Consider the following 26,011-nt stretch of genomic DNA (forward strand, 5'->3'; position numbering starts at 1 on the left):
CGGCGGCCCTGGTGGCCGCCGCGGTACCTGTCGCCCTCTTACCCGCCCCCCAGGCTCAGGCCCTCGACAACGGCCTTGCCCGTACCCCGCAGTTGGGCTGGAACGACTGGAACAGCTTCGGCTGCAACGTGAGTGACCGTTTGATCCGGGAGACCGCCGACGCGATGGTCTCCAGCGGCATGGCCGCGGCCGGCTACCAGTACGTCAACATCGACGACTGCTGGTCGACGCGGAACCGTGACGCCGGTGGCAACCTGGTCCCGGACCCGGTCAAGTTCCCCAACGGCATGAAGGCAGTCGCCGACTATGTTCACGGCAAGGGGCTGAAGCTCGGCATCTACTCGTCGGCCGGCCTGACCACCTGCGCCGGTTACCCCGCCAGCCTCGGCAACGAGCAGCGGGACGCCAACCTGTGGGCATCCTGGGGCATCGACTATCTCAAGTACGACAACTGCGGTGACCACCAGGGCCGCAGCGGCCAGGAACGCTACACCGCCATGCGCGACGCTCTCGCCAGGACAGGCCGCCCCATCCTCTTCGCCCTCTGCAACTGGGGCCAGGACCAGGTCGGCACCTGGGGCCCCGCCACCGGCAACTCCTGGCGCAACACGGGCGACATCCAGGCCAACTGGAACTCCGTGATGGGCATCCTGGACGCCCAGCCCGGCTGGGCGGGCTTCTCCCGCCCCGGTGCCTGGAACGACCCGGACATGCTGGAGGTCGGGAACGGCCTGTCCGACACCGAGTCCCGAGCCCACTTCAGCCTCTGGGCGCTGCTGAACGCGCCTTTGATCGCGGGCAACGACCTGCGGACCATGAGCGCCGCCACCAAGTCGATCCTGACCAACACCGAGGTCATCGGGGTCAACCAGGACTGGGGCGGCCGGCAGGGCAACCGCCTCGTCGACAACGGCAACACCGAGGTGTGGACCAAGCCGATGGCGGGCGGCTCCGTCGCAGTGGTGCTCCTCAACCGCGGCAGCGGCACGGCGACCGTTTCTACGTCCGCTCAGCAGATCGGCCTCGGCTCGGCGTCCAGTTACTCGGTACGCGACCTGTGGGCGCACACCACCAGTACGACCAGCGGCTCCATCAGTGCCTCCGTCCCCGCCCACGGGGCCGCGATGTACGTGGTCTCCGGCGGGACGCCGCCCGGCAGCAGCACCTACTCGCTGAAGGGTCAAGGCTCCGGCCGCTGTCTGGACATCACCGGCGGCTCCCAGGCCAACGGTACGCTCGCCGCGATCTGGGACTGCAACGGCACCGCCAACCAGCGATTCACCAGCACCAGCGCGGGCGAGCTGCGGGTCTACGGCGGCGCCAAGTGCCTGGACGTCGTCGGCGGCGCCACCGCCAACGGCACCGCCGTGAACATCTGGGACTGCAACGGCCAGTCCAACCAGCAGTTCCGCCTCAATACCGACGGCACCATCACGGCCGTCGGCTCAGGTAAGTGCCTCGACGTCAATGGCGGCGCGACCGCCAACGGCACCAAGGTCCAGATCTGGACCTGCGGCGGCGCAGCCAATCAGAAGTGGACCCGCGTCTGACCGACCGCTGCCGACCGACACCGTCCGGGCCGATTCCCACGGGTCCGGCCCGGACGGCCCCCTCCTTCGAGCCCTCATTGTGCTGAGCCAGGCCCCTGACCTGCACTGATGATCAACCGTCAGAGTCGCGTGGTCGGGCAAGGACCGCGTACCACGTAGGTCAGCGCATCGAGGCCTTCATCGACGATCCGGCGACCGCCCCGGTTCAACTCGTCGGCCGGTGACGTCCCCGCCCGGATCGTCGGCCAGGGCGATGGCCGTGGTGATCCGTTTGCCCACGGGTTCGCGGTGGACTGCGAAGCTCTGGCCGACCGCCATGACGATCTCCAGCCCGTGCTGGCCGATCCGCGTCGGGTCGGGCGGGAGGATCGCCGGCGGCGTCGGGTTGCTGTCCCACACGGTCACCTCCACCGCGCCGCCGTGGACTTCCAGCGTCAGCAGGCACGGCCCGGGGGCGTACTTGCGGGCGTTGGTCACCAGCTCGCTGACCACGAGCTGCACCATGCCCATCGCGCGCCGGGACACCGGCAGCCCATGTACGGCCTGGACATCGGCGAGGAAGCTGCGGGCCAGATCGCGGGCGACGGCGATGTCCTCGCTGCCCTCGAACGCCCCTGACACCGAGACGGGTTTCTCCACCAGAGCCTGCCCTACCTCACCGCCCGCCGCCTGCTCCATGCCGGCCCACCCCCTGTACCCGAACGTGCTGCGACCCGCTTACCCCCGAATCTTCACATCAGGCCTCCAGGACTCGGTCAGAGGCATGTGTCACAGCCGTGCTGTGCCTGTCGCCTCGGCGGGAAAACGAGTTGGCAACCCAGAAGGAGGCTGACGTGGCACGCGATCGGATCGGACTGGCCGAAGTTCTGGCAACGGCGGAGGACGCCGCACCGGTGGCCTCCCTCGATGTCGTGGCACGCAACCTGCGCGACCGGTTCGGCGCGCGGCACGTCTCGTTCCTGTGCGTCGACGTCGTCGGCCAGCGCCTGCTACGGGTCAGCGAGGAGGCGGCTACGCGACAGGAGCGCCGCGCCGAACAGGTTCCCTTCGACGACAGCGTCTACGACGAGGTCCTGCGCGCCCAGGAACTGGTGCAGGCTCCGGAGGGCGAGCGCGGGCAGCGGGTGTTTGCCCCCGTCACCAACCGCGGCGACGCCGTCGGTGTCCTGGAGCTGCTCCTTCCCCAGGTCACACAGGACGTGCTGGAGCAAGTGGAAGAGGCCGCGCACGCGCTGGCGTACATCATCGTCACCGACCGCCGGTTCACCGACCTCTACCACTGGGGCAACCGCACCACCTCGGTCAGCCTGGCCGCGGAGATCCAGCGCCAGCTCCTGCCGTCGGCCCCTGCGTGCGAGGCCGCCGAGTTCGCCCTCGCCGGCGCCCTCGTCCCGGCCGCCGACATCGCCGGTGACACCTACGACTACGCCATCGACCACGACACCCTGCACCTTTCCATCACCGACGCCATGGGTCACGACGTCGACGCCGCCCTCATGGCCACCCTCCTGGTCAATGCCTCCCGCGGCGCCCGCCGCGCCGGGACCGACCTCGCCGAACAGGCCCGCCGGACCCACCAGGCCCTCATGGACCACGGCAGACGGACCTTCGCCACCGGCCAGCTGCTGCGTATCGCCCTGGACGGGACCGCCGCCCAGCTCGTCAACGCGGGCCATCCCTGGCCCCTACGGCTGCGCGACGGCACGGTCGACGAACTGCACCTCGCCGTGAACCTGCCCTTCGGCGTCGCCGCGCACAAGGGCCCCTACAAGGTGCAGGACCTCGACCTGCGCCCCGGTGACCGCCTCGTGCTCTACACCGACGGCATGCAAGAACGCCAAGCGCAGAAAGTCGATCTCCCCGGCCTGATCCGTGACACCGCCGCCGAGCACCCGCGCGAGGTCGCGCGCCATCTGGCCACCACAGTCACCGATGCCTGCAACGGCCACCCGGAAGACGACGCCACCGTCCTGTGCCTGGACTGGCACGGCCCTCATCCCGCAGGCCGCCGCGCGAACGGCGGGACCGACACCTGACCTTGTCCGCGGCGCCGGAGAGAGCGTCGCTCAGCGCAGGTGGACGTATGGCCGTGGCGGTGCCGCTTGTCCAGTCGGCAAGGCCCCGGCGGGCTCGACGAGCAGGGACACGGTCCGCTTGATCGCCAGGGACGATCACCAGCTCCTCCCGCTCGGCCCGGACCTCGTGTGACACCGGTCCGGCGTACTCGCCCGCAGATCTCAGAGGACCTTGGCCAGACCGGCGAGCGCGGACCGGTAGTCGGGCCCGACCGGGCTGAGGACGGCGGTCGTGACGCCTGACTCGAAGAGGTCTTGCACGCGGGCACGGACCTGGTCGGGAGTGCCCGTCAGGGCCAGCCGGTCCGCCCACTCCTCGGGTATCGCCTGAGCGAACTCCTGCACGCTCTTGCTCGCGCGGCGCAGCGCGGCGAGCTCGTCATGGAAGCCGAGGGGGATGATGTGGGGTGCCCAGTCGGGATCGCCCAGGGGTTGCAGGGCGGGCCGTGCGGCGGAGAGGGCGGCGTGCGGGGCGTCGTCGACGACGGTGATGTTGTAGGCGGCGAGCCGGTGCGGGCGCCGCGGGTTGATGCTGGTGAGGGCCTGGCGGACGTACTCGGGTGATACCGGCTCGGCGAGCAGGGTTCCGTCAGCCACTTCACCGGCGAGAGCGAGCGACTTGGGGCCGCGAACGCCGGCGAAGATGTCCGGGACGTGCTCGGGCAGCACCGACGGGTCCAGGCGCAGTCCGTCGAGCCGGATGTAACGGCCGTCCGTATCGGCCGGCCTGCCCTCCAGCAGCGTCTTGAGCGTGTGGATGTACTCGCCCAGCAGCGTCAGGGGGCTGGCAGGCCAGCATCCGACGCTGCGCATCCAGTCGGGCATGCCGTGTCCGACCGCGATGTCGAGGCGGCCCGGGTGGAGCTGGGCGAGAGTGGCCACTTCCATCGCGGCGAAGGCGACGTTGCGGGCCCCGGCGGGCAGAAGCCCGACTCCGACGCGGATCCGGCGCGTGCAGGCCAGCACCGTGGCGGCCTGGACAAGCCCTCCGCGGTAACCGAGGTCTTCGACGACCCACAGTTCGTCAAAACCGTAGGCGTCTGCTTCCTGCGCGAAGGCGATGACGTCGGCCTGGGGGATGTCGCGGGGAAGGAGGACGCCGATCGTGCCGGACGCTTCCTGCGGGCTCATGAGCGGTCTCCTTGGTGGTGTCCTGCGGGATTCGGGCTGGGATGCGTGCACTGGGACGCGTCCACCGTGGCGGTGGTGCGGTCAGAGGTGGCGGTGGTGCGGTCAGGGGTGGCGGTGGTGCGGTCACGAGTGTCGGCGGCGGGAGCGATGAGGATGGCGGTGGCGACGAACACCAGAACCACCACCATCGCGGAGCGCAGCCCGTAGTGGTCGCCCAGGAACCCGAGGGCGGGCGGCCCCACGAGGAAGGCGACGTAGCCGATGATGGCGACCAGAGAGACACGGGCGGTCTGGTCGGGACCTGAGTCGCCCGCCGCCGACAGGGCCACAGGGAAACCGAGGGAGGCCCCAAGCCCCCAGAAGAGTACTGCTGTTGCCGCTACGACGGCGTTGTCGGAGACGATGACCAGGAGGAGTCCGACGGCCCCGGATACGGCGCTCGCGCGCACGACAGCGGCCCGCCCGAATCGACTGAGGAGAAACGTGCCGCTGAAGCGTCCCAGGGTCATCGCCGCAGCGAACCCCACGTAGACGAGCGAGCCCATCGCGGCGTCAAGGCCGTGGCCGTCGACCATGAGCAGCGGCAGCCAGTCGTTTGCGGCGCCCTCGGCCAGCGCCATGGCCAGCACGATGGCGCCGATCAGCAGCAGCTTCCGGTCCTTCCACACCTGCGGCTTGGGCCCCGGCCCGGGCGTCGACGGTGCGGCGCTGATGCCGATACCGGCGGGAACGGCACGCAGGGCGTGGACCAGAATTCCTGTGGCGACCAGGGCGACCACAGTCAGATGCCAGTGGGCGGGGAATGCGGCGGCAGTGGCCGCCATTCCGGCCGAACCCCCGATGACCGTGCCCAGACTGAAGCAGCCGTGCAGCGTGGGCAGCACTGCGGTCCCGGTGATGCGCTCCACATCGGCGCCGTCCACATTGACCGCCACTTCTCCCCCGCCCATGCCCGCTCCGAACAGGCACAGTCCTGCGGTGACCAGGGGCGCCGACGGCACGGTGCTGCCCACACCGATGACGACCGTGCCCGCGATGATCAGGAGGGTGCCGAGTGTGATCACCGGCCGGGTGCCGAACCGGGATACGAAACGGCCGGAGCACAGTATGCCGATCATGGAACCCACGGACAGACCGAACAGGACCAGACCCATCTGCCCGGTGGACAAGCCCAGTTGATCCCGGACATCCGGGGTGCGTGTGACCCAGGACGACATGGCGATGCCCGGAAGGAAGAAGTGGTCGGTGTCCCGCGGGAACTGGAACCAGCGGCGGTCGCTCAGCTCGGCCAGCCGCAGACCGTCGCGGCGGGCCAGCGGATCGTCGGCGCGCAGGACCACGCCGACCGGATCGGTCCGCAGTGCACGCACCGCCAGGGCAGTCTCGTCGAACGGCGACCGAGTCAGCGCGACGTCGACCAGTCCGGCGCGCAGCCTGCAGGTCGGGTCCGTCAGATCGGTGTCGCGGATGCGGATGTCGATGCCGGGGTGGCTTCGGCGGTAGGCGGCGGCCAGCCTGGCCACTCCCGGGTCGGTGCCGTCGCCCAGGATGCCGATGGTGAGGGTCGTGACGCCGGCCGCCGCGCTCACGCGTCCCCGGACGCGATCGGCATGGTCGAGCAGGGCCCGCGCCGCGGCGGGCAGAACCGTGCCCACCGGAGTGAGCGTGACCCCCCTGGACGATCGGACGAACAGCCGGGCCCCGACATCGGTCTCCAACTGCTTGATCGCCCGGCTCAGCGGCGGCTGACTCATGTGCAGTCGGGTGGCGGCCCGGCCGAAGTGGAGTTCCTCTGCGACCGCCACGAAGTAGCGCAAGGTCCGTAGCTCCACGCTGCAACAATACCCACGAGGTATCGGCACCGCGGGATGGGTCTTGGACACGGGCAGGTCCCCGGCGGTGCACTCTGCGCATGACCGAAGAAGCGAAGACCAGCGAGCCGCAGACCGACCCGGCCGTATCGGTGGTGGGTCCCGGCGACGGCGAGACGATCGTTCTGGGCACCACGCACATGCGCGTTCTGGAGGACGGCAGCCACACCGGGCACCGCCTCGCGATCACCGAGTCCGTCCTCGCCCCGCACACCCAGGGACCGCCGCAACACCGCCACGGCCGACACGACGAGGGCTTCTACATCCTCTCCGGCACCGTGCGATTCACCGTCGGGGACCAGGACTACGACGCCACCACGGGCACGCTCGTGATGGTGCCGCCCGGTACCCCGCACACCTTCGCCAACCTGACCGGCCAACCCGCCGTCATGCTCAGCACATTCACCCCCGACCTGTACGTGCAGTACTTCCGAGAACTCCAGGAGGTGCTGGTCAGCGGCCGTCCGCTGACGCCACAGGCCAACATCGACGTGATGAGCCGCTACGCGACCGAACCCGCCACCGACCTCGCCTGAAGCCGACGGGTTCCTGGTCCTCGGACGACAGACCGGGCGGGGATGCCGGCCCTGTCCTGCTTGCCCGACACCGCCTCCGCCGTCACGACGTCACCACGGCTCGGCCTTGGGGGGAGAAAAGGATCGGGGGAGAAAACTCTCCCTGCCAGGGCCTCACCGGCGGTGCCAGACTGCCGGGCATGACCGGCCGCGACGGTGATCTGCACGGTCGTCCAGGTCCTGCGGCGACGACGGTCCCGCCTCCTGCCGTGCCGCTGTGCGCGGCATGATCCGTCCGCGATGCGAAGGCTGATGCATGTCCACTGAAGTCCCCGAGTCTGCCGTTCCGTCCCCCGCCGGAGCCGGTGAGTCCTCGCCGGCCCCCAGTCGGCGCACCTTCATCGCCGCCACTGGCGTGGTCGGCGGTTCCGTCGTCGCAGGCGGTGTGATCGGGGGGACGCGTCTTCTCGGCCCGGAGGAGGCGGCCGCCGCCGACACGTCGCCCTCCAGCCGTGTGTCCCTGACGGTGAACGGCACCCGGCGAACCGTGACGGTGGACAACCGCACGTCGCTGCTGGATCTGCTGCGCGAGCACTTCCAGCTGACCGGCTCCAAGAAGGGCTGCAACGCCGGGGCCTGCGGGGCGTGCACGGTGCTGGTCGACGGGCAGCGAGTGAACTCGTGTCTGACGTTGGCGGTGCGGCTGGAGGACGCCGAGGTCACCACGATCGAGGGTCTGGCCGATGGCGACGAACTGCACCCGCTGCAGCAGGCGTTCGTCGACCAGGACGCCTTTCAGTGCGGCTACTGCACGCCCGGCCAGATCATGTCCGGGGTGGGCTGCATCAAGGAGGGCCACACCGGTTCGCCGGAGGAGATCCGGGAGTGGATGAGCGGCAACATCTGCCGCTGCGGCTGCTACGTCAAGATCGTGCGGGCGGTCGAGCAGACCGCCGGCCGGAAGTGAGGACCGATGCACCCCTTCTCCTTCACGAAGGCCGCGAGCACCCGTGAGGCCCTCGACGCGGGGCGCCGCGGCGGGCGTTACATCGCCGGCGGCACCACCCTCGTCGACCTGATGCGCGAGACCGTCGAGCGTCCCGAGGCCCTGGTCGACATCGCCGGCCTGCCGCTGCGTGACGTCAGGGTCACCGAGCGGGGCGGGCTGCGCATCGGTGCCCTGGTGCGCATGGCCGAGGCCGCCGCCCATCCCAAGGTGCGCTCGCTGTACCCCGTCATCTCCGAGGCCCTGGAGCTGAGCGCGTCGGCCCAGCTGCGGAACATGGCGACCATCGGCGGCAACATCATGCAGCGCACCCGGTGCACCTACTTCCGGGACGTGACCGCCGACTGCAACAAGCGCGAACCCGGCTCGGGTTGCGCCGCACTGCACGGCCACAACCGCACCCACGCCGTCCTCGGCACCTCCGACGCCTGCGTGGCCACCCATCCCTCCGACGTCGCCGTGGCCTTCGCGGCGCTGGAGGCGACCGTCCACCTGCTGGGCCCGGACGGGGAACGCCGTGTCCCCTTCGCGGACTTCCTCCTCAGGCCCGGCGACACCCCGAACCGCGAACACGCCCTGAAGCAGGGTGAGTTGATTACCGCGGTGGAGATTCCGGCGCTGCCGCGCCCGCTGAGGTCCGGCTACCTGAAGGTGCGCGACCGCCAGTCCTACGAGTTCGCCCTGACGTCGGCGGCCGTCGCGCTGCATGTGCGCGGCGGGGTGATCCGCGAGGCCAAGGTTGCCGCCGGCGGTGTGGGCACCGTGCCCTGGAAGCTGCCCGCCGTCGAGCAGGCCCTCATCGGCGAGCGCCCCTCGGACCGCCTGTGGGCCGAGGCCGCCCGGCACGCGTCCGACGGAGCCCGTCCCCTGCAGCACAACCGGTTCAAGGTCGAGCTTCTGAACCGGACCGTGGAACGCCGGCTGCGTACCGTAGGAGGTATGAAGTGAGTCCTCAGCCACAGGCCGCCGTCGGTGCGCCGCTGTCGAGGGTGGACGGCCGGCTCAAGGTCACCGGCAAGGCGCTGTACGCCGCCGAGCACGACATCGACGGAGCGGTGCACGCCGTCATCGTCGACGCGAGCATCGCCCGCGGCCGCATCACCTCCATCGACACCCGCGACGCCGAAAAGCACCCTGGCGTCCTGCGGGTGATCAGCCACCGCAACGCGCCGGAACTGCCGTACCGCGACAACTCCGGCTCGAACAACCCGCCCGGGCGCAGGCTGCGGGTGTTCCAGGACGACCGGGTGCTCTTCCACGGCCAGCCGGTCGCCGTCGTCGTCGCCACCACTCTGGAGGCCGCACAGCACGGCGCCGGCCTGGTCAAGGTCGAGTACGACGCCGAAAAGCCCTCGACCGACCTGCACGAGGCCGAGCCGGGCAAACCAACGGCCTACGCGCGCGGTGACGCGGACGCCGGGTTGCGCGACGCGGCCGTACGCCTGGACCTGACGTATCAGTTGGCGCGCAACCACCACAACCCGATGGAGCCACACGCCACGATCGCCCGCTGGGACGGCGACAGGCTCACCGTCTGGGACAAGACCCAGTGGGTGATGGGCACCCGCGACGAGATCGCCGCCGTGTTCGACCTGCCCGCGGACGCCGTGCGGGTCGTCTCCCCCTTCGTCGGGGGCGGCTTCGGCAGCGGGCTGCGCTGCTGGCCGCACACGATCGTCGCCGCTGTGGCCGCGCGGGAGACGAAGCGCCCGGTCAAGCTCGTGCTCGGCCGTCGGCAGATGTACTTCGGCACCGGTTTCCGGCCCTCCTACGCGTACCGGCTGCGACTGGGCAGCGACCGGCGCGGCCGGCTGACCGCCGCGACCCACGAGATCGACGCGGAGACCTCGTCGTACGAGACGTTCACCGAGGGGGTCATGGCGCCCGGGCAGATGCTCTACAGCATGCCCCACGTCAGCCAGACGTACCGGCAGGTGCCGCTGGATGTGAACACCCCGATCTGGATGCGCGGCCCCGGCTTCGCGTCGGCGTCGTTCGTCATCGAGTCGGCGATGGACGAGCTGGCCCACAGGCTCGGCGTGGACCCGATCGAGTTGCGCCGGCGCAACGAGCCGTCCGAGGACGAGGCGAAGAACCTGCCGTTCTCCACCCGGCGGCTGCGTGAGTGCTACACGGTCGGTGCCCGGGAGTTCGGCTGGGATCGCCGTAACCCCAGGCCCCGTGCGACCCGTGACGGAGACTGGCTGATCGGCCTGGGGATGGCGGCCGGCGTCTACGATCCGGGGCGTTTCCCCGCGCAGGCCCGGGCCCGCCTCCATGCCGACGGCACGGCTGTGGTCGAGGCGGCCACCACTGACATGGGGCCGGGCACCTACACCTCCCAGACGCAGGTGGCCGCCGACGCGCTCGGTCTGACCATGCGTACGGTGACCTTCCGGCTCGGCGACTCCCTGTATCCGCAGACCGGCCCGCACGGCGGCTCGTCGACCATGGCCAGCGTCGGATCCGCCGTCGTCGACGCCTGCGACCGGGTGCGGCGTCAGGCGATCGAACTGGCCGTCGAGGACGAAGAGTCGCCGCTGCACGGAGTGCCGGCCGACGAGGTCGTCGTGCGCAATGGACGGCTGCACGTGCGGGGCAACCCGGCGCGCGGTGAGACGTACCGCAGTCTGCTCGCCCGCCACGACCGCTCCCACCTGGAAGCACGCGGTGACTACGCCGGTCCGCCGACTCCCCAACGGGAGTCCTACAACGCCTACAACGCCACCTTCGCCGAGGTAGCCGTCGACGCCACCCTGGGGCTGGTGCGGGTGCGGCGGATGCTCGGGGTGTACGACGCGGGCCGCATCATCAGCCCCAAGCTCGCCGAGAGCCAGGCGATCGGCGGCATCGTGGGCGGCATCGGCACGGCGCTGCTGGAGCACACGGTCACCGACCACCGTGACGGGCGGATCGTCAACGCCAACCTCGCCGACTACCTCGTGCCCGTGAACGCCGATGTCCCCGAGGTCCGGGCGATCTACCTGGACGGCGAGGACAACGCGGGCAACGCGCTGGGGGTGAAGGGGCTCGGCGAGGTCGTCCAGGTGGGTGTGGCGGCCGCGATCGGCAACGCGGTCTTCAACGCCACCGGCCGCCGGGTCCGTGAACTGCCCATCACCGCCGAGGCGTTGCTCTGACCCGAGTACCCGGGCCGCCACCGCGTGATGACGCTCCCCCGCGGCGCGGTGGCGGCCCCTCAGCCCTTGTACGAAGGACCCGTTCATGCTGAACATCGCGGACACACTGCACGGTTGGTGCCGCGAGGCACGCCCTTTCGCCCTGGCCACTGTCGTCGACGTCACCGGCAGTGCACCGCTGCCGGTCGGCACGTCGGTCGCGGTGGACGAGGACGGCAACGCGGTCGGCAGCATCTCCGGCGGATGCGTCGAGGGAGCGGTCTACGAACTGTGCCGACAGGTGCTGAGCGACCGGGGAGCCCCGCACCGCGTCCGGTTCGGGTACTCCGACGACGACGCCTTCGCCGTAGGACTGACCTGCGGCGGTGACCTCGACGTCCTCGTCCAGTGCATCGATCCCGCGGTGCAGCCGCACCTCGCCGCCGCCCTCGCCGACGTCGCCCAGGGCCGTCCCACCGCCGTGGCCCAGGTGGTGGCCGGCCCCCGCGGCCTCATCGGCTCCGCCCTGAGCGTCGTCGCCGGCGGCAGCGTCACGTACGGCACCCTGGACGGCGGGCCGACGGACGAGCTGGTGGCCGCGGAGGCCCGGGCGCTGCTGCGGGCCGGGCGTACCACCCGTGTCACGGTCGGCGGGAACGGGGACGGCTGCCCCGAGCCGCTGACCGTCCTCGTCCACGTCCACGCGTCCCGCCCCCGCATGCTGATCTTCGGTGCCGTCGACTTCGCCGCCGCGCTCAGCCAGGCCGGCCACTTCCTCGGCTACCGGGTCACCGTGTGCGACGCCCGCCCCGTCTTCGCCACGCGCGCCCGCTTCCCGTACGCCGACGAGGTCGTGGTCGACTGGCCCCACCGCTCCTTGTCACGGACGGCCGTGGACTCTCGCACCGCCGTCTGCGTCCTCACGCACGACGCCAGATTCGACATCCCGCTGCTGCGGCTCGCCCTCGACCTGCCGGTGGGCTATGTCGGCGCGATGGGCTCCCGGCGCACCCATGACGAACGCCTCCGCCTGCTGAGCGAGGCCGGCGTTCCCGACGAACAGCTCGCCGGCCTGCACTCCCCGATCGGCCTCGACCTCGGCGCCCGCACCCCCGAGGAGACGGCCGTCTCCATCACCGCGGAGATCATCGCCCACACCAACCGGGGCACGGGGCTGCCCCTGTCCCGGGCCACCGGACCGATCCACCGGCCGCTTCCACCGCCGAAGCCCGGCCGGCCTGTGGAAGTGCCCATTCCATAGATCGCCCTGAAAAGAGAATGCCACCGAATGTCATCCACGACCGACGGCCCCCGCAAGCTGCCCTTCGTCGTCCTGGTGCTGTCCGCCGGAACATTTCTCATGGGCACCACGGAATTCGTCATCGCGGGCCTGCTGCCCGAGATGGCCGACGATCTGCATGTCAGTGTGTCTCACGCGGGCCTGCTGATCACGGCGTTCGCGGCAGGGATGATCGTCGGCGCACCGGCGATGGCCATCGCGACGCTGCACCTGCCCCGGCGCTCCACGCTGATCCTCGCGCTCGTCGTCTTCGCCCTCGGCCACGTGGTCGCCGCGCTCGGCTCGTCCTTCGCTCTCGTGCTCGCGGCCCGTGTGGTGACCGCACTGGCCACAGGTACTTTCTGGTGTGTCGGCGCGATCGTGGCCACGACCGCGGCAGGGCCGGCAGCGACGTCACGGGCCCTGGGCATGCTCCTGGGAGGTCTGACCGTGGCCACCGTTGCGGGCGTGCCCCTGGGCTCGTGGCTGGGGCAGCTGTCGGGCTGGCGCGGGCCGTTCTGGGTGCTGGCCGCGTTGTCAGCCGGCGCGGCGGCGGTCATCGGCCGGTACATCCCTGCCGACGAGCGGCGTGAAGCGCCGTCCGTCCGCGCCGAGTTCGCCGCGCTGCGAGATGTCCGGGTCTGGCTGACGCTGAGTTCCATGGCGCTGCTGATGGGCGGTGTCCTGGCGACGTACACCTATGTCTCGCCCCTGCTCACCGAGCGGGCGGGCCTGCCCGCCGAAGCCGTGCCCATGGTCCTGACCGGGTACGGTCTGGGCGCCCTGCTGGGCACCACGCTCGGCGGGCGCCTGGGCGACCGGCGCCCCCTTGCCACGCTCATCACGGCAGCCGCCACGACCACGCTGGTGCTGCTGTTGTTGACCTTGCTCTCCCCGAACCCCGTGGCGGCCGTCATCCTGGTGACAGTCATGGGGATGACCGGCTTCGCCGCGACCCCGGTGCTCGGCGCGCTGGCCCTGCGCTTCTCGGGTTCCGCGCCCACCCTCGTCTCCGGCCTCAGCGGCTCGGCGCCCAACGTGGGCATCGCCGTCGGCTCCTGGACGGGGGGCATGGCCCTGACCTCACCGCTGGGACAAGCAGGTCCCCCGCTGGTCGGCACAGTGGCGGCCGCCCTCACCCTCGTACCGCTGACCACACTCGCGCTGATGCGCGCCACCCGCTCCGGGACGCCCCTGCCTCAGCGCCGAGTGGCCGCAGACCAGTCGGTCGGGTGTGGCGCTCAGGACGTCGACTGAGGCGGCGGCCTCGGTCAGCGGAGGGACGAAGAGGGCGCCATGTTCTGCTCGGTGGCCCAGGAGGCGAGGAGGCGCAGCCGCTCGTGGGTGGGAGAACCGGGAGCGGCGGTCCAGACGGTCAGGTGCTGGTCGGGGTCCGTGTTGGCGGTGAGGGTGTCCCAGTCCAGGACGAGTTCTCCCACGACCGGATGGTTGAGGGTCTTGGTGCCCACGGTGCGGGCGGCGACGTGGTGGTTGCCCCACCACTGGGCGAACTGCTTGTCACGCGTGGACAGTTCACCGACCAGCTCGATGAGACGGGGATCCTCGGGATACTTCGCCGCCTCCATCCGCACCTGCGCCACGGCGATCCGCGCCGAGCCCTCCCAGTCCGCGTACAGGCCGCGCATCGCCGGGTCGGTGAAGATGAGCCGCGGGTAGTTGCGGTGCTTCTCCGGAATTCGGGAGAAGTCCGTGACCAGGGCGGCAGCCAGCGCGTTCCAGGCCAGGATGTCACCGCGCCGCCCCTGCACGATGGCCGGGGTGGCGGTGAGGTCGTCCAGCACGCGTTGCAGCTGGGGCTGTACCTTCTGCCTGCCGTGGCGCCGGGTGCGGGTCGTGGGCTTGCCCGCGAGCTGGAACAGATAGCCCCGCTCGTCGTCGTCCAGGTGGAGGACGCGGGCGATGGTGTCCAGCACAGGAGCGGACGCCTGCATACGGCCCTGCTCAAGACGTGTGTAGTAGTCCGTGCTGATCGCGGCGAGGTGGGCGACCTCTTCCCGGCGCAGCCCGGCCACCCGGCGGGGCCCGCCCGTCTCCGGCAGTCCGACCGTACGCGGGCTCAGTTCCGAACGGCGCTTCTTGAGGAACTCGCCCAGCTCGTTGAGAGGAACGTTGCTGGTCATGCTTCCCATCCTGACGAGGCCGGCAGGTTCTGGTCGGCGGCCCAGGAGGAGAGGATGCGCAATCTGTCGTGCGCGGGCGTTCCCGGGGCGGCGGTCCATACCGTCACGTATTGATCGGGGTCGGTGCCGGCGGTGAGGGTGTCGCAGTCCAGGGTGACCTCGCCCACGACCGGATGGACCAGGGTCTTCGTGCCCACGGTGCGGGCGGCGACGCGGTGATCGCCCCACCACCGGGCGAACTGCTTGTCGCGCATGGACAGTTCACCGACCAGCGCGATCAGACGAGGATCATCGGGGTGGTCCGCGGCCTCCATCCGCAGCTGTGCCACGGTGACCTGCCCAGCCGTCTCCCAGTCGGCGTACAGGCTGCGCATCGCCGGGTCGGTGAAGATGAGCCGCGGGTAGTTGCGGTGCTTGAGCGGAATGCGGGAGAAGTCCGTGACCAGCGCGGCGGCCAGCGCGTTCCATGCCAGGATGTCACCGCGTCGCCCCTGGACCATGGCCGGGACGGAGGTGAGGTCCTCCAGCACCCGTTGCAGTTGCGGCTGGACCTTCTGCGCGCCACGGCGCCGCGTGCGTACGGTGGTCCTCCCCGCCAGCCGGAAGAGGTAGCCGCGTTCCTCGTCGTCCAGGTGGAGGACGCGAGCGATGGTGTCCAGCACGTGGGCGGACGCCTGCATACGGCCCTGCTCCAGCCGGGTGTAGTAGTCCGTGCTGATGGAGGCGAGCTGGGCGACCTCCTCGCGGCGCAGGCCTTCGACCCGGCGGGGCCGGCGGGTCGAAGGAAGTCCGACCGTGCGCGGGCTCAGCTGTGAGCGGCGCTTCTTGAGGAATTCTCCCAGTTCATTCAGGGTGACATTGCTGGTCATGCTTCCCAGCATGACACCGATCGCACCCGGGGAAGGGGGGAGAATTTCCTCCCAGGATGTTCCTCTCCCTGGATAGATTCCTCCGCTTTTCGCGCCCGCCCTCGAGTGTGAGGCTCGATCGTGAGCAGCCATTCCTGCCTTTGGCTGCGGCTCACAACCCTCGTACCGAAGGAAGCACCATCATGCGCGGAGCAGTCATTCACGCCCCCGGCGACGTGCGCTTCGAGACCCTGGACGACCCGAAGATCACCCGGCCCACGGACGCCGTCATCCGCACGGTCGCCACCTGCGTGTGCGGTTCGGACCTGTGGCCCTACCGGGGCGCGGAGCCGGTGGACGAGCCTCATCCGATGGGGCACGAGTACGTCGGTATCGTCGAGGAGGTCGGCAGCGAGGTCACCAACGTCAAGCCGGGCCAGTTCGTGGTCGGCTCGTTCGCCACCTCGGACAACACGTGTGTGAACTGCCGTAACGGCTGGCAGTCCAGCTGTCTGAACCGCGAGTTCATGGGCGCCTGCCAGGCCGACTACGTGCGCATACCCAACGCCCACGGCACCCTGGTCGCCACCGACGAGCACCCGTCCGGCGATCTGGTGCCCAGCCTGCTCGCCGTATCCGACGTGATGGGCACCGGCTGGTACGCCGCCCTCGCCGCCGAGGTCAAGCCCGGCTCCACCGCCGTGGTCGTCGGCGACGGAGCGGTCGGTCTGTGCGGTGTCATCGCGGCCAGGGAGCTGGGCGCGGAGCGGATCATCGCCATGAGCCGGCACGAGCCCCGCCAGAAGCTCGCCCGCGAGTTCGGCGCCACCGACATCGTCACCGAACGCGGCGACGAAGGCATCGCCCGCGTCAAGGAGCTGACCGGCGGCATCGGCGCCGACTCCGTACTGGAGTGTGTCGGCACCCCCGAGTCCATGCGCCAGGCCCTGCACTCCGCCCGGCCCGGCGGCAACGTCGGCTTCGTCGGCGTCCCGCACGACGTTTTGATCGAGGGCCAGGAGGTGTTCTTCTCCCAGGTCGGTCTGCGCGGCGGCCCCGCCCCCGTACGCCGCTACCTGCCCGACCTGATCGACCGCGTCCTGTCCGGCCGGATCGACCCGGGCAAGGTCTTCGACCTCACCCTGCCCCTCGACCAGGTCGCCGAAGGCTACAAGGCGATGGACGAGCGTCGCGCCATCAAGACCCTCCTGAAGCCCTGACCGCAGACCGTGCCGCCGCTGGGACCGGGCATCCGAAGCCCGGCCCCGGCACGGTCCCTCGCCACCAAGGACTCACCGTGACCACATTCGCCCTCATCGGTGCCGGCCCCGGTCTCGGGCTGGCCACCGCCCGCCGCTTCGGAGCCGCCGGCCACTCCGTCGCTCTCGTCGCCCGCGACACCCAGCGCCTGGACAGCCTGACGGCCGAGCTGGCGCGCGACGGCATCGAGGCCCGCGGCTTCGCCGCCGACGTCCTCGACATCGAGTCCCTGACCGCGGCCCTGTACGCGGCCGGGACCTCGCTGGGGACCGTCGAGATCCTCCAGTACAGCCCCGTGCCCCGGGCCGACTTCATGAAGCCGGTCCTGGACACCGGCGCCGACGATCTCGACGCCCCGCTCGCCTTCTCCGTCAAGGGCCCCGTCACCTGCGTGAACGCCGTCCTGCCCGGCATGCGGGACCTGGGACGCGGCACGCTGTTGTTCGTCAACGGCGGCAGTGCCGTACGACCCAACCCGAAGGTCGCCGGCACCTCGGTCGCCTTCGCCGCCGAGAGCGCCTACGCCCGCATGCTCCACGACACGCTCGCAGCCGAGAACATCCACGCCGCGCAGTTGATCGTCCCCGGCGCCATCCGGCCCGACGCGGAACACAGCAGCCCCGACGCCCTGGCCCAGCGCCTGTTCGACATCCACACCGAGCGTGACGGCTTCCGCCACTATTCCGAGCCCCTGCCCGACTGAATCCCCGGACGCCCCGTGATGCCGACCGCGTTTTCCGCCCTGGCGGCCCGTGGTGCCGTAGCCGCGGCCCTGCTGCTTGCCGTCACCGCCTGCTCCGACAACTCGCCCGCCGCGTCGTCCCCTTCGGGACGGCAACAGACGCCGACCCGCCCGGCATCCACCGCATCGTCCGACAGGAACACCGCCATGAACATCCAGGTCACCATCGACGGCCAACCGGTCGACGCCACCCTGAACGCCAACGCCGTAGCCGACGACTTCGCCTCCCTGCTCCCGCTCAGCCTCGATCTGGAGGACTTCCACCAGACGGAGCGGATCGCTTATCCCCCGCGCAAGCTGGACATCTCCGGCGCCCCGGCCCCGGCCGCACCGAAGGCCGGCGACCTGGCCTACTACGCGCCCTGGGGCAACCTGGCCCTGTTCTACCGCGACGGCGACTCCGCCTCCGCCGACCTGATCATCCTCGGCCACGTCGACGACCGCGACACCGAACGGCTCGCCAACGCCGAGCGCATCACGATCGAAGCCGCCTCCTGACCTGCCCTTGTTCCGCCGTTCCGCCGATCCGCTCAAGGAGAGACCACACGCATGCCTCCCGCATCCGGGACCACCCCCGGCAAGCTCCCCCTCGTCGTCTGGGTGCTCGCCGCTGGCACGTTCCTGATGGGAACCACTGAGTTCGTCATCGCCGGACTGCTGCCCGAACTGTCCACCGGCCTCGGTGTGAGCACCTCCCAGGCCGGGCTGCTGATCACCGCCTTCGCCGTCGGCATGATCATCGGCTCGCCGGCGATGGCGATGGCCACCCTGCGCCTGCCCCAGCGTCAGACGCTGATCATGGCCCTGTCCGTCTTCAGCCTCGGCCACATGGTGGCGGCCCTCAGTACGTCCTTCACCGTCGTCCTCGCCGCCCGCGTCGTCACCGCGCTGGCCACCGGAGCGTTCTGGTCCGTCGGTTTCGTCGTCGCCACCGCCGCCTCGGGCCCGGAGAAGGCCACCCGAGCGACCGGCGTCATGATCGGTGGGCTGACCCTGGCCAACGTCGTGGGCGTGCCCATCGGCTCCTTCGCCGGCCAGTTCATCGGCTGGCGCGGCCCGTTCTGGGCCCTGGCCGCCCTCTCCGCACTCGCCGCCGTCTTCATCGGCCGCTTCATCCCCGCCCAGGAACAACGCGCTACCGTCTCGCTGCGCGCCGAGTTCGGCGCCCTGCGCCAGGGCCGGCTGTGGCTGGCGCTGAGCGCCGCCATGCTGATCATGGGCGGTGTCCTGGCGACCTACAGCTACGTCACCCCGCTGCTGACCGACCGCGCCGGGATACCGGCGGGGGCCGTCCCGCTCGTCCTCATCGCGTTCGGCGTCGGCGCCCTGGGCGGCACCACCACCGGTGGCCGTCTGGGTGAGCGCCGTCCGATGGCCACCACCATCACGGCCGCCGCGGCCACCGCCCTGGTCCTGTTCCTGATGATCCCGCTCTCCACCAACGCGGTCACGGCCACCGTCCTCGTCTTCCTCATGGGCCTGACCGGATTCACGGTGAACCCCGTCGTCACCTCGCTCGCCATGCGCTTCGCCGGCGACGCGCCCACCCTCACGTCCGCGCTGACCACCTCCGCCTTCAACGTCGGCGTGGCCGGCGGGTCCTGGATCGCGGGCAGGGCCCTGGACTCCTCTCTCGGCGTGACCGGTCCGCCCATGGTCGGCACGGTCATCGCCGTACTCACCCTGCTCCCGCTCATCGCCCTCGCCGTCCGCGGCACCTCCGGCAGGAGCCGAATCGTGGCCCAGCACCCTGCCCCGGCCCACGCGCCGGATGACGAGCGGGCACAGACGCCGTCGCGTCACTGACCGCGTACACCGCTGACGTGGCCCAAGGCACAGAGCAGGCGAGCAGTCCCGCCAAGAACTGAACCAGAACCCCAACCACAGAACGACCCGCGATGGGAGAGACGACGTGAACCCCACCTACGACTTCACCGGCCAGGTCGCCCTCGTCACCGGCGCCGGCTCCGGCATGGGCCTTGCCACGGCCCGCGCCTTCGCCGAGGCGGGGGCCGCCGTCGCCCTCACCGACGTCGACGAAGCCGCGCTGAACACAGCCTCGAAGGAACTCACCGACGCCGGGCACCGAGTCCTGGCTCTCCCGTGCGACGTCACCGACGAGGACCAGGTCGCCGCCGCGGTCGACCGCACCGTGGAGACCTTCGGCCGCCTCGACATGGCCTACAACAACGCGGGCATCCAGATCCCGCCCAGCGACGCCGCCGACGAACCCGCCGAACGCTTCGACCGCGTCAACGCCATCAACCTCCGTGGCGTCTGGGCCTGCATGAAGCACGAACTGCGGCACATGCGTGACCAGGGCGCCGGAGCCATCGTCAACTGCTCCTCGCTCGGCGGCCTGGTCGGCCTGCCCGGTCGCGCCTCCTACCACGCCTCCAAGCACGGCGTCATCGGCCTCACCACCAGCGCCGCCCTCGAATACGCCCCGCGCGGCATCCGCGTCAACGCCGTCTGCCCCGGCACCATCGACACCCCCATGGTCAGCGACATGATCGCCAAGGGAGAACTCGACCGGGCGGAAGCCGAAGCCAACCAGCCGATCAACCGGCTCGGAACCGCCGACGAGATCGCCCAGGCCGTCCTGTGGCTGTGCAGCCCCGGGGCCGGCTTCGTCGTCGGAGTCGCCCTCCCCGTCGACGGCGGCTACGTCGCCCGATAAGGACGGGCCAGGAGCCCGTCGTCGGGCCGACACCGTCACCTCCTGATCCCGCCCCTGACACGCCGAGGACGATCCGTGCCGTGAAGACCCCCACCGATGCCGCGGTCAAGAGACTCGTCCATCTCCGGGCAGCAGGCGTCAGTCTGGTACTCGACCCGCGGGGCAACGGCCTGCCCAGCGTGCTCCACCGGGGCGCCGATCTCGGTGACCTGAGACGGGGCATCGCCAAGGGGCCGACTGGTCACGCCTGTTCGCCCTCACCTCAGTGGAGGCCGAGGGCTCCTCGGTACGGATCCGGGCCACCGACCGGACCGCCCGCCTCGGGATCGTCCTGGAAGCCGGGCTCACGCCCTCCGGGCTGGTGTGCATGCGCGCCACCGTCCGCAACGAGGACACGGTCGGTCCGTACACGCTCGACGGCCTGATGCTCGCCCTGCCGGTCCCCGACACCGCCACCGAGGTGCTCGATCTCACCGGCCGCCGGTGCCGCGAACGCGCCCCGCAGCGCCGCCCGTCCACCCATGGCACCTGGCTGCGCGAGACCCGCAGCGGGCGGACCGGCCATGACGCCGCCCTGGTCCTGGCGGCCGGCACACCGGGATTTGGCTTCGGGCACGGCGAGGTGTGGGGCCTGCACCTCGCCTGGAGCGGCACCCACCGTGTCCTGGCCGAACGCCTGCCCACCGGCCGCCCCGTCATCGCCGCCGGCGAACTGCTCCTGCCCGGCGAGCTGGTCCTCGGCCCCGGCGGGGATACACGAGCCCGTGGCTGTACGCCGCCCACAGCGACCAGCGGCTCGACGGTCTGTCCGCTCGCTTCCACGACCACCTGCGCTCCCGCCCCGGGCACCCGCGTCGTCCCCGCCCGGTGGTGCTCAACACCTGGGAGGCCGTCTACTTCGACCACGACCTCGACCGCCTCACCCACCTGGCCGACCTCGGTGCCGACGTCGGCGTGGAACGCTTCGTCCTGGACGACGGCTGGTTCCGCCACCGCCGCGACGACCGGGCAGGACTCGGTGACTGGTACGTCGACGAGACCGTCTGGGCGAACGGACTCCACCCCCTCATCAGCCACGTCCGAGCTCTTGTTCAGTCCGGAGTCCGGCCGATGCCGCTGATCCAGCGCAGGGCCTCCACCAGCGCGGCGCGTTGCGTGTCGGGCAGGTCGCCGAGGACGGCGTCGTCGACCACGTCGGCGAGCGGCCGGATCCGGTCCACGGTGGTCATGCCGTCCTCGGTGAGCGTCAGCAGCTTGCGGCGGCGGTTCGCGGGATCCACCTCACGCGCGAGCAGGCCCCTCAGTTCGAGGCGCTGCACGAGAGGCGCGAGGGTGGCCGGGTCGATGCCGGTGGTCACACCGAGCCGGGACTGGTCGATGCCCGGGTACGCGTGGACGGTCAGCAGCACGGAGTACTGGGGCGGGGTGACGTCGCCGACGGCTTCCTGCCACCTTGCGGTGTAGCTCTGCAGGGCGCGCCGCAGCAGATGCAGCGGCGAGTCCGCGAGGTACTGCGGTGTCTGCGGCGTAGCGATGGATGCCTCCGGGGCTGAGCGACGTGTGCGTGGATTTTTGATTCTGCCAGCCCATCGCATATTTTCGTACACGAATGGTTCGTGCACGAAGGGAGCAATCATGCGGCGGCTGGTCATAGGAATGACGGGTGCCACCGGGGCCGTTCTGGGGATCCGGCTGCTCCAGGAGCTTCAACGGCAGCCCGACGTGGAGACACACCTGGTGATGAGTCGCTGGGCCCGCGCCACCGTCGAGCTGGAGACCACCTGGACGGCCCGCGAGGTGGCCCGGCTCGCCGATGTCGTGCACGGACCGGAGGACCAGGCGGCGTCGATCTCCAGCGGATCCTTCCGCACCGACGGCATGGTCGTCACCCCGTGCAGTGCGAAGACCCTCGCCGCGATCCGGGCCGGCTACGGCGGCGATCTGATCGCGCGTGCGGCCGACGTCCAGCTGAAGGAGCAGCGGCGCCTGGTGCTGGTCGTACGGGAGACCCCGCTGTCGGCCATCCACCTGGAGAACATGCTGGCCCTGTCGCGCATGGGCGTCACGCTGCTGCCTCCCGTGCCGGCCTTCTACAACCGGCCCGCGAACGTGGACGACGTGGTCGACCACATCGTCGCCCGGGTGATGGACCAGTTCGGCCTGGACAGCGAGCGCGCGGTCCGCTGGGAGGGCCCCGCCACCGCCCGCGACAGCCGTCCCCTGCCTCTCTCCCCCGCCGAACGAGCGGCCGGCTGAATTGACGAACTCCCGCCGGGGCGCCCCATCCGCGTGCCCCGGCGGGCCTGAAGGAAAGGAACCCCCATGGCCCGTATCAAGGACCTGCGTGCCTATCTCGAAGCTCTCGACGAGCTCGGCGACCTGCGCACCGTGGACCGGCTCGTCGACCCCCACCTGGAGGTCGGCGCGATCATCCGCCGCTCCTACGAGACCGCCGCCCCGGCGCCGCTGTTCACCAACATCAAGGGCACGGCACCCGGTTACCGGCTGCTCGGCGCTCCCGGCGCCCTGAGCTCCGTGCCCGGCCGGCCGCTGGCCCGCATCGCGCTCTCCCTCGGCCTCGACTCCGGCGCGGGCGCCCGCGAGATGGTCGACGCCCTCGCCGACGCCCGCACCCGCGAACCGGTCCCGCCCGTGCTGGTGGACGGCGCGCCGTGCAAGCAGAACATCCTGCTCGGCGAGGACGCCTCGCTGGACCGCTTCCCGACCCCGCTGCTGCACGACGGCGACGGCGGCCCCTACGTCAACACCTGGGGCACCATCGTCGCCCGCACCCCGGACGGCTCGTTCACCAACTGGTCGATCGCCCGGATCATGATGATCGACGGCACGCACATGACCGGCCTGGTGCTGCACCCCCAGCACATCGCGCACGTGTGGCAGCAGTGGGCCGACCGCGGCGAGCCGATGCCCTTCGCCCTGGTCCAGGGCGGCGAACCGGCCCTTCCCTTCGTCTCCGGCATGCCGCTGCCGGACGGCGTGGAGGAGGCCGGCTACCTCGGCGCCCTGCTCGGCGAACCGCTGGAGCTGGTCCCGTGCGAGACCGTCGACCTCCAGGTGCCTGCGAGCGCCGAGATCGTCATCGAGGGGCACCTGTCCGTCGAGCGCACCGGCGTCGAAGGCCCGATGGGCGAGTTCGCGGGCTACCGGCCGAACGAGACCTCCCTGCAGCCCGTCTACACCATCGAGGCCATCACCCACCGCGACGACCCGATCTGGCCGACCGTGGTCGAGGGCGAGCCCGTCGACGAGTACCACACCGCCACCGGCCTCACCCTCGCCGCCGAGGCTCTGGCCGCCCTGCGCTCGGCGGGCCTGCCGGTCACCTCCGCGTGGGAACCGTTCGACGCCGCCTCGCACATGCTGGTGATCAGCGTCGCCGCCGACTGGCGCGACACGTTCCCGGGCCTGTCCACCGGCGAGCTCACCCAGCGCATCACCGACGTCATCGACGCCCAGCGCTTCGAGTACGTCGTGCCTCGCGTCTTCGTCCTCGACGACGACGTGGACCCCTCGGACACCGGGGAGCTGATGTGGGCACTGGCCACCCGGGTGCACCCCACCGGCCGGCGGATCGTCCGCGAGGGCAAGGTACTGCCGCTGCTGTCCGTGTACACGCCCGAGGAGCGGCATGGCTGGACAGGTCCGAAGGTCACCTACGACGCTCTGCTTCCCTCCCTCGAGGAAGGCCGTGAGTCTCGCAGCTCCTTCCGGTTCGCCTTCCCGCGGGAGGTCCAGGAGCGTGTCCTGGAGCACTGGACCGGCTGACCCCGGTTCCCCGGCGCCCGCTCAGGCCAGCAGGACGTCCTCGCCCGCCGGCACGGGGACGACCTGCTCGGGCGCCGGCGCCTCGGCCTTCACCGGCGTCCCGAAGTCCGACAGCGTCATCGTCGTCATGGCCTTCACACCGCCGAAGCAGGACAGCCGGGCCTGCACGGCGCGCCCCTTCCCGTCGACCCACACGTCCGCGTAGACGGGCATGTCGTCGCCCAGCTTCTCGCGCAGGTCGTCCAGCCCCTGTTTCGTCTCCGCCGTCATCCCCAGCGTCGCGGTGGCGTGGTCGATCGTGCCCCGGTAGTGCACCGCAGGGGCGTCGTTCACCTGCTCCTCGCCCTCGTTCGACACCTGCCGCATCGCCTTCACCTGGCGGAGCAGGTGCTCGGGGTCGTTCAGCGGCGCGCGCAGGAAATAGCGGGTCTGGGCCTCGCTGCGGACGGCCGAGGCCCACTCGCTCCCGTCCACCGCCCGCGAGCCCCGCACATAGACGGTGTCGCCGACGAAGACCTCCTCGACGGGGTCCATGCCGCTGTCCTCGAACTCCACCGTCAGCCGGCCCCTGTCACCCGCCAGGTCGAAGGCGCCGGCGATGGTGAAGACGTACGTCGCGGGGCTGTCGGCGGACCGCAGTTCGATCTTCTCGTCCACGCGGGCGCTGTCCGCGCTCGTCTTCTCTATCGCGGCGCGCACGGCCGCCCCGTGATCCACGGCCTTCTCCGCACTCTCCCCCGAGTCATTGTCCGGACCGCCGGAACAGGCGGTGCAGAGCAGGAGGACGGCAGCGGAGAGGAGGGAGGCGCGGCGCATGGGCTCTCCGAGGAATCGTCAGGTGGGCAGGATGGGGCCCGACAGGGCCGGTAGATCTTCGCACAGGCTACGGGCGGCGGGAAATGTTTGGCTAGCCACATGTTTGCTGTTACGGTGATTATGTGGCCAGCCACCTAAGTGGGTGGCGGCACGAGAGGAGTCGTCATGAAAGCCATCCTGTTCGACCGCTTCGGAGGCACGGAAGTGCTGCGCGAGGCGGACATCGAGGTCCCGCAGCCCGGCCCCGGGCAGGTCCGCGTCCGGGTCAGGGCGGCCGGACTGAACGCCCTGGACGGCAAGATCCGCTCCGGGGCGCTGGAGGCCCTGTTCCCGACGCCGCTGCCCTCCGTCCCGGGTCACGAGCTCGCCGGGGTCGTGGACGCCGTGGGTGAGGGCGTGCGGGACGTGCAGGTGGGTGACGAGGTGCTGGGCTGGTCGGACACCGGCTCGTACGCCGAGTACGCGCTGGCCACCACCGTGGCCCGCAAGCCCGCCGGCCTCGACTGGCAGCACGCGGTCGCGCTCCCCGTGGCGGGCGAGACGGCCGAGCGGGTGCTGAACCTGCTCGGCGTCACCGCCGGGGAAACCGTGCTGATGCACGGCGCGGCCGGAGCGGTCGGAACCCTGGCGGTCCAGCTCGCCACGGCCCGCGGGGCGCGTGTCATCGGCACGGCCGGTCCCGCCAACCAGGAATACCTCGCCTCGCTCGGCGCCATCGCGACCGTGTACGGCGAGGGCCTGGTCGAGCGGGTCCGTGCGCTCGCCCCCGACGGCGTGGACGCGGTGTTCGACGTGGCCGGGAAGGGAGCCCTGGAGGACTCCATCGCCCTGCGCGGCGGCACCGAGCGCATCGTCACCATCGCCGACTTCCGCGCGCACCAGCTCGGCATCACCTTCGCCAGCGGCCCCCAGGAACGCTCGGCCGCCCGCCTGGCCGTCCTCGCCCAGGACGCCGCGACCGGCAAGGTCGTCACCACCGTCACCGCCTACCCGCTCCACCAGGCCGCCACGGCCCAGCAGGTCAGCGACGCCGGACATGTCCGGGGCAAGCTCGTCCTCACCCTCGACTGATCGCCCCCCCCAAGGCATCGACCAGGGCACAGCCGACCCTGTCTCCGTCGGCGCCCTCGCGCCGGCCACCGTCGACCGGCCGAGCTACGCTCTGACGCGCCGCTGAACACCCCCGACCCCG

At 70.9% G+C, this 26,011-nt stretch carries 23 protein-coding genes and 3 pseudogenes; 18 read left to right on the forward strand and 8 right to left on the reverse strand.

The features are described from left to right. Positions 1–8: 8 nt before the first annotated feature. Positions 9–1,550 carry a lectin gene (locus CCL05_RS31325; protein ID WP_086564082.1) on the forward strand — a complete coding sequence of 514 codons (1,542 nt, stop codon included), beginning with the start codon at positions 9–11 and terminating at the stop codon, positions 1,548–1,550. A gap of 177 nt (positions 1,551–1,727) precedes the next feature. Here CCL05_RS31325 and CCL05_RS31330 read toward each other — a convergent pair whose 3' ends face one another. Continuing rightward, positions 1,728–2,228: an ATP-binding protein gene (locus CCL05_RS31330; protein ID WP_086564061.1), complete on the reverse strand. Its 501-nt coding sequence runs from the start codon at positions 2,226–2,228 to the stop codon at positions 1,728–1,730. 155 nt (positions 2,229–2,383) lie between these two features. Here CCL05_RS31330 and CCL05_RS31335 point away from each other — a divergent pair, with 155 nt between their 5' ends. After that, positions 2,384–3,586, forward strand: a complete 1,203-nt coding sequence (locus tag CCL05_RS31335; protein WP_208641659.1) for a PP2C family protein-serine/threonine phosphatase — start codon at positions 2,384–2,386, stop codon at positions 3,584–3,586. Positions 3,587–3,787: 201 nt separating this feature from the next. Here the strand turns inward: CCL05_RS31335 and CCL05_RS31340 are convergent, their stop codons facing one another. The 3 genes and pseudogenes from CCL05_RS31340 to CCL05_RS45345 all read right to left on the reverse strand — a co-directional run. Then, the gene (locus CCL05_RS31340) at positions 3,788–4,756 is read right to left on the reverse strand and encodes an LLM class flavin-dependent oxidoreductase (RefSeq protein ID WP_086564062.1); all 969 of its coding nucleotides are present in this window, start codon (positions 4,754–4,756) and stop codon (positions 3,788–3,790) included. Next, a complete protein-coding gene (locus tag CCL05_RS45340) occupies positions 4,753–5,973 on the reverse strand; it encodes an MFS transporter (protein WP_167409653.1) in 1,221 nt (406 codons plus the stop codon). Before CCL05_RS45340 ends, CCL05_RS31340 begins: the two co-directional genes overlap by 4 nt. Before the next feature lie 24 nt (positions 5,974–5,997). Next, a pseudogene (locus tag CCL05_RS45345) lies at positions 5,998–6,573 on the reverse strand (LysR family transcriptional regulator); the annotation flags it as partial. A 95-nt stretch (positions 6,574–6,668) separates the two neighbouring features. Here CCL05_RS45345 and CCL05_RS31350 point away from each other — a divergent pair. The 6 genes from CCL05_RS31350 to CCL05_RS31375 all read left to right on the forward strand — a co-directional run bounded on the left by CCL05_RS31350 (position 6,669) and on the right by CCL05_RS31375 (position 13,803). Next, positions 6,669–7,163 carry a cupin domain-containing protein gene (locus tag CCL05_RS31350; protein ID WP_208641660.1) on the forward strand — a complete coding sequence of 165 codons (495 nt, stop codon included), beginning with the start codon at positions 6,669–6,671 and terminating at the stop codon, positions 7,161–7,163. A gap of 295 nt (positions 7,164–7,458) precedes the next feature. Further along, positions 7,459–8,109 carry a (2Fe-2S)-binding protein gene (locus tag CCL05_RS31355; protein WP_086564065.1) on the forward strand — a complete coding sequence of 217 codons (651 nt, stop codon included), beginning with the start codon at positions 7,459–7,461 and terminating at the stop codon, positions 8,107–8,109. Between the two features lie 6 nt (positions 8,110–8,115). Further along, on the forward strand, positions 8,116–9,096 hold the full coding sequence (locus CCL05_RS31360; protein ID WP_086564066.1) for an FAD binding domain-containing protein: 981 nt from the start codon (positions 8,116–8,118) through the stop codon (positions 9,094–9,096). Further along, positions 9,093–11,288 carry a xanthine dehydrogenase family protein molybdopterin-binding subunit gene (locus tag CCL05_RS31365; protein WP_086564067.1) on the forward strand — a complete coding sequence of 732 codons (2,196 nt, stop codon included), beginning with the start codon at positions 9,093–9,095 and terminating at the stop codon, positions 11,286–11,288. Before CCL05_RS31360 ends, CCL05_RS31365 begins: the two co-directional genes overlap by 4 nt. Positions 11,289–11,373: 85 nt before the next feature. Continuing rightward, a complete protein-coding gene (locus CCL05_RS31370) occupies positions 11,374–12,528 on the forward strand; it encodes an XdhC family protein (protein WP_086564068.1) in 1,155 nt (384 codons plus the stop codon). A 27-nt stretch (positions 12,529–12,555) separates the two neighbouring features. Continuing rightward, on the forward strand, positions 12,556–13,803 hold the full coding sequence (locus CCL05_RS31375) for an MFS transporter (protein ID WP_086564069.1): 1,248 nt from the start codon (positions 12,556–12,558) through the stop codon (positions 13,801–13,803). 14 nt (positions 13,804–13,817) lie between these two features. On the opposite strand, the gene CCL05_RS31380 is transcribed toward CCL05_RS31375, so the two are convergent. Both CCL05_RS31380 and CCL05_RS31385 read right to left on the reverse strand, forming a co-directional pair. Beyond that, positions 13,818–14,687 (reverse strand): helix-turn-helix domain-containing protein, encoded by an 870-nt coding sequence (locus CCL05_RS31380; protein ID WP_086564070.1) that lies wholly within the window; start codon positions 14,685–14,687, stop codon positions 13,818–13,820. Then, a complete protein-coding gene (locus tag CCL05_RS31385) occupies positions 14,684–15,568 on the reverse strand; it encodes a helix-turn-helix domain-containing protein (protein ID WP_086564071.1) in 885 nt (294 codons plus the stop codon). Before CCL05_RS31385 ends, CCL05_RS31380 begins: the two co-directional genes overlap by 4 nt. Positions 15,569–15,738: 170 nt before the next feature. Between CCL05_RS31385 and CCL05_RS31390 the strand changes: the two genes are divergently transcribed. From CCL05_RS31390 to CCL05_RS46555, 7 genes and pseudogenes are all read left to right on the forward strand, one after another. Then, complete coding sequence (locus tag CCL05_RS31390; protein WP_086564072.1) at positions 15,739–16,755, forward strand: zinc-dependent alcohol dehydrogenase family protein; 1,017 nt, start codon at positions 15,739–15,741, stop codon at positions 16,753–16,755. 77 nt (positions 16,756–16,832) lie between these two features. Next, positions 16,833–17,498, forward strand: a complete 666-nt coding sequence (locus CCL05_RS31395; RefSeq protein WP_086564073.1) for an SDR family NAD(P)-dependent oxidoreductase — start codon at positions 16,833–16,835, stop codon at positions 17,496–17,498. A 186-nt stretch (positions 17,499–17,684) separates the two neighbouring features. Further along, a complete protein-coding gene (locus CCL05_RS31400; RefSeq protein WP_341868289.1) occupies positions 17,685–18,035 on the forward strand; it encodes a cyclophilin-like fold protein in 351 nt (116 codons plus the stop codon). Between the two features lie 51 nt (positions 18,036–18,086). After that, on the forward strand, positions 18,087–19,343 hold the full coding sequence (locus tag CCL05_RS31405; protein ID WP_086564075.1) for an MFS transporter: 1,257 nt from the start codon (positions 18,087–18,089) through the stop codon (positions 19,341–19,343). Positions 19,344–19,449: 106 nt separating this feature from the next. Next, positions 19,450–20,217, forward strand: coding sequence for an SDR family NAD(P)-dependent oxidoreductase (locus tag CCL05_RS31410; RefSeq protein ID WP_086564076.1), 768 nt, complete (start codon positions 19,450–19,452; stop codon positions 20,215–20,217). A gap of 265 nt (positions 20,218–20,482) precedes the next feature. Continuing rightward, positions 20,483–20,890: pseudogene (locus CCL05_RS46550) on the forward strand (glycoside hydrolase family 36 N-terminal domain-containing protein); the annotation flags it as partial. Continuing rightward, positions 20,842–21,246 (forward strand): annotated as a pseudogene (locus CCL05_RS46555) (alpha-galactosidase); the annotation flags it as partial. The pseudogenes CCL05_RS46550 and CCL05_RS46555, both read left to right, overlap by 49 nt. A gap of 62 nt (positions 21,247–21,308) precedes the next feature. Here CCL05_RS46555 and CCL05_RS31420 read toward each other — a convergent pair. Then, positions 21,309–21,812 carry a MarR family winged helix-turn-helix transcriptional regulator gene (locus CCL05_RS31420; RefSeq protein ID WP_244204474.1) on the reverse strand — a complete coding sequence of 168 codons (504 nt, stop codon included), beginning with the start codon at positions 21,810–21,812 and terminating at the stop codon, positions 21,309–21,311. Between the two features lie 40 nt (positions 21,813–21,852). On the opposite strand from CCL05_RS31420, the gene CCL05_RS31425 reads away from it, so the two are divergent. Both CCL05_RS31425 and CCL05_RS31430 read left to right on the forward strand, forming a co-directional pair. After that, entirely contained in the window at positions 21,853–22,473 is a 621-nt protein-coding gene (locus CCL05_RS31425) for a non-oxidative hydroxyarylic acid decarboxylases subunit B (RefSeq protein WP_086564078.1), read from the forward strand. A gap of 66 nt (positions 22,474–22,539) precedes the next feature. Next, complete coding sequence (locus CCL05_RS31430; RefSeq protein ID WP_086564079.1) at positions 22,540–24,003, forward strand: UbiD family decarboxylase; 1,464 nt, start codon at positions 22,540–22,542, stop codon at positions 24,001–24,003. A gap of 21 nt (positions 24,004–24,024) precedes the next feature. On the opposite strand, the gene CCL05_RS31435 is transcribed toward CCL05_RS31430, so the two are convergent. Next, a complete protein-coding gene (locus CCL05_RS31435) occupies positions 24,025–24,819 on the reverse strand; it encodes an SCO4651 family lipoprotein (RefSeq protein WP_086564080.1) in 795 nt (264 codons plus the stop codon). A gap of 165 nt (positions 24,820–24,984) precedes the next feature. Here CCL05_RS31435 and CCL05_RS31440 point away from each other — a divergent pair, with 165 nt between their 5' ends. Beyond that, positions 24,985–25,890 carry an NADP-dependent oxidoreductase gene (locus CCL05_RS31440; RefSeq protein ID WP_086564081.1) on the forward strand — a complete coding sequence of 302 codons (906 nt, stop codon included), beginning with the start codon at positions 24,985–24,987 and terminating at the stop codon, positions 25,888–25,890. Positions 25,891–26,011: the final 121 nt, after the last annotated feature.

This window comes from Streptomyces africanus, from assembly GCF_002150735.1.
Taxonomy (GTDB): Bacteria; Actinomycetota; Actinomycetes; order Streptomycetales; family Streptomycetaceae; genus Streptomyces; species Streptomyces africanus.